We start from the raw sequence: 3,230 nt of genomic DNA, 5'->3' as shown, positions 1-3,230 counted from the left end.
TCTGGGTGCATGGATGACAAAGTAATTGCGCTGTTCAATCAGGCGTTTTAACTCTGGTAACCGTTCGGTGGTGGGTAGGGTATAGTGGATATCCGGTTGACAAGGGCCTGCGGTGTTAAACCATTTAGTCATAAAAGTTTATATATACTCTGATTTAATTATAATTTCTATAGGACTCCTATTTGATTATTGAAAAAACTCCGTACACCAAAATTCTCTAAAAGCCTTTTGCATGAGTGCCTGGTTGGTGAGCGAAGTCGAACTATTGCTTCTTGCCTGCCTACACAGATAAATTCAGAAATCAAACCGGATGACTATATGATTGTAGGACTTACGTAAGATGTGACTGAAAACCTTATTCTTGCGTAGGGGTAATTCATGTAGCTTGCTTCCCGAAGGGTATTACCCCTACTTTCGTTCCCTTTTGCGTAAGTCCTGCAATAGTCATAATTTATCCTGATCTTATCAACTCCAAACTTCAGTTAAATTCAACACAAACCCAGGAAAAATAGGAGTAACAAGTTACTGATGTGCCTCCATATATGCTCTTAATAAAGCATTGATTTGAGTTTGATAACCCCGTCCTTGAGACTTAAACCACTCCAATACATCGCTATCAATACGTAATGTTACTTGAGCTTTATTTTTGGCGACAGGTAAACCCTTTTTCACCACTGCTTTAGCAAATAATTCAGGTGTAATTTCTGGGCAGTCTGACAAGTCAATATCTTCGTCAGTCATTGCATCGAAACGTTGCCAATCAGTTTGAGATTTGCTCGAAATATGTTCGTTGTTCATACTTGGTTGCCTTTCGTGCGGAAATAATTCGTGTGCAATCACTTCGTTCTGTGTGGACAACAGCAATTACTCTTCCTTGTAACAAACCAAATGTCACAAATCGCTGCTCTCCGTAGTCGTAACGGTCATCTTCTACGGTTACTGTATCTCCATCAAACACGGCTGAAACGTCGATAAAATCAATACCGTGCGAATGTTGGCCAGACGCTTGGCTTCATCCCATTCAAACTCCATCACCCAATAAAAACTATCTTTACTTTATTGTAACTACAATTTGTCACTACAGCTACTAGCCAATAATTTCTAAGCTGTTGTGCATTTAATTTGTATAAGTGGAACAGGCATCTTGCCTGTTAAACAAGAGTTCAGAATATTAGGATTATACAATTTAGCTGTGTAACAGCTTAGTTCAAATCAACAAGACAAAAGGTAACAGACAAGAAGTGATTCTTTATCTGTCACCTGTCACCTGTCACCTAATGATGGTGATGATGATGTATAGCTAAATGTACATTAACTTCCTTACCTTCTGCTGCCATTAATTCTTGAATGTGAACATTAGCCCATTCCGCAGCCATATCCAAAAAGCGGGGATCATCATTTACACAAGCCATTTGTAAATAGTCCACACCAGAATGCTGTTTTTCTAAATCATGAATAATGTGATGTACATCTAACAAGGTTTCATGGTTTTCTGTGGCAAAACCTATGGGCATAAACATTACCACTTTTGCACCTAATTGAATCAGATTGTTAGCTGCTTGAGTGGCATTGGGTTGAGTCCATTCAATTAATGGTGTATCGTGGTTTAACCAACCGACAGAAATTAAAGGATAACGGTGAATTAATTTCTCTCTCACTAATTCGTAAAGTGCTTGACTTTCATCAATTCCTGATGTAAAATCTTTGGCTTTGTGTGGACATCCATGATTCATCAACACAATACCAATTTGTGATGGTAAATAGGCATCGGCTAAGTCAGAATTGATTTTCTCTTCTACTATTTGCGCCATTAAATTGATATATTCCGGCTCATTGTAGAAAGAAGGAATATAACGCATTCCTTTCACCCAATGTTCATCACCATCAGCTAATTCAGCCAAAGCATTATTAACTTGTTCAATAGCAATACCACTGGTAAAAATAGAATCTACCACTAACAAAGGATAGATCAATATTTTTTCAAAGCCTTGATTTTTGATTTCTGCTAAAACTTGTTGCGGTAAAAAAGGAGCGCAAAAGTTAAAAGCTTTGAAAACTTGAACACCACCGCCCCATTTATGTTGTAATTCGTGTTCAATTCCTGCCCGTTGCTGTTCAAAAATGGCATTATGGGGTGAGATAAAATCATGATGGGTATGTCCCCATTCATGACGATCAAATATAGCTAAAATCTTGGCTAAAGTGGGATAAATCCAAGTTGGTACTGGTGCAAATTTGGCAGTAAGTAGATTTAAAGCTTGTTCATTATAATTGGCAAAATCTTCATAGCTCTCGACTTCACCATAACCCATGAGCAGTACAGCTATGCGATCATGGCCTGGTAGATGCTCGTGAGTATGTTGCATTTTTTCTGGAGTTGCAACCACAATAATTCCCTCAATATAAGCGAAATGGCGACATCCTCACAGGGTATAACCCTATAATTCGCCATATTAGTTAATTATTATCCCATCCAGGGGGATAGGATAGATGTGAACATAAAAATATACATCTGATCATGAAAAATTTACAATTAACCAGTAAAAATTAACAATTAACTTACAATTAACCGAGCAAATGCCATAGGTTGTTGATCTTTAACCATAAAAGCTAATGAATATTATTATTTGTCCAGGTATTCATGAAATAGAATTAACGCAAAGCTTTGTCAGCAGCTTGTTTAACCCCAATGTAGAGAGAGGTGATCAGCAGTTATTAAATATACTGGTTTTTCCGGGAGAGGGGATTTTCACTTTATCAGCACTTCATATTTTACTGTTTTTGCGCGATCGCCTGAGTAATAAGCTAGAATCACCTGTTATATTCATTGGTTTTAGTGCCGGTGTAGTAGGTGCGATCGCGGCGGCTACAACATGGCAACTTCAAGGTGGTAATGTGAAAGCCTTAATAGCTATAGATGGCTGGGGCGTGCCATTATGGGGAAATTTTCCCATACATCGCCTGAGTCATGATTATTTTACCCATTGGAGTTCTGCTATTTTAGGTATTGGGGAAGATAATTTTTATGCCGATCCACCAGTTGATCATTTATCAATGTGGCGATCGCCCCACAAGGTACAAGGTAACTGGACAGATCCATCAATTCGGTTTTCTCACTCCCAAAAATCCCTAAATACGGCTGAATTTTTGCATATATTGTTAAAAAGTTATGAATAACAGGGGACTGGTGACTGGTGACTGGTGACTGGTGACTGGTGACTGGTGACTGG

General features: G+C 38.4%; 4 protein-coding genes. 1 reads left to right on the top strand and 3 read right to left on the bottom strand.

All coding sequences use genetic code 11. The features are described from left to right. Positions 1-522: 522 nt before the first annotated feature. The 3 genes from PN497_RS08050 to PN497_RS08040 all read right to left on the bottom strand — a co-directional run bounded on the left by PN497_RS08050 (position 523) and on the right by PN497_RS08040 (position 2,387). Positions 523-798, bottom strand: coding sequence for a BrnA antitoxin family protein (locus PN497_RS08050; RefSeq protein WP_096566258.1), 276 nt, complete (start codon positions 796-798; stop codon positions 523-525). Continuing rightward, positions 761-958, bottom strand: a complete 198-nt coding sequence (locus PN497_RS08045; RefSeq protein WP_272109893.1) for a BrnT family toxin — start codon at positions 956-958, stop codon at positions 761-763. Before PN497_RS08045 ends, PN497_RS08050 begins: the two co-directional genes overlap by 38 nt. 316 nt (positions 959-1,274) lie before the next feature. Then, positions 1,275-2,387: a ferrochelatase gene (locus PN497_RS08040; RefSeq protein WP_272109891.1), complete on the bottom strand. Its 1,113-nt coding sequence runs from the start codon at positions 2,385-2,387 to the stop codon at positions 1,275-1,277. A gap of 226 nt (positions 2,388-2,613) precedes the next feature. Between PN497_RS08040 and PN497_RS08035 the strand changes: the two genes are divergently transcribed. Then, the gene (locus tag PN497_RS08035) at positions 2,614-3,177 is read left to right on the top strand and encodes a hypothetical protein (protein WP_096566254.1); all 564 of its coding nucleotides are present in this window, start codon (positions 2,614-2,616) and stop codon (positions 3,175-3,177) included. Positions 3,178-3,230: the final 53 nt, after the last annotated feature.

The sequence above is a fragment of the Sphaerospermopsis kisseleviana CS-549 genome, assembly GCF_028329225.1.
Lineage (GTDB): Bacteria > Cyanobacteriota > Cyanobacteriia > Cyanobacteriales > Nostocaceae > Sphaerospermopsis > Sphaerospermopsis kisseleviana.
Note: the sequence above shows the minus strand (reverse complement) of the source record. Positions and strands in the feature narration are given on the sequence as shown.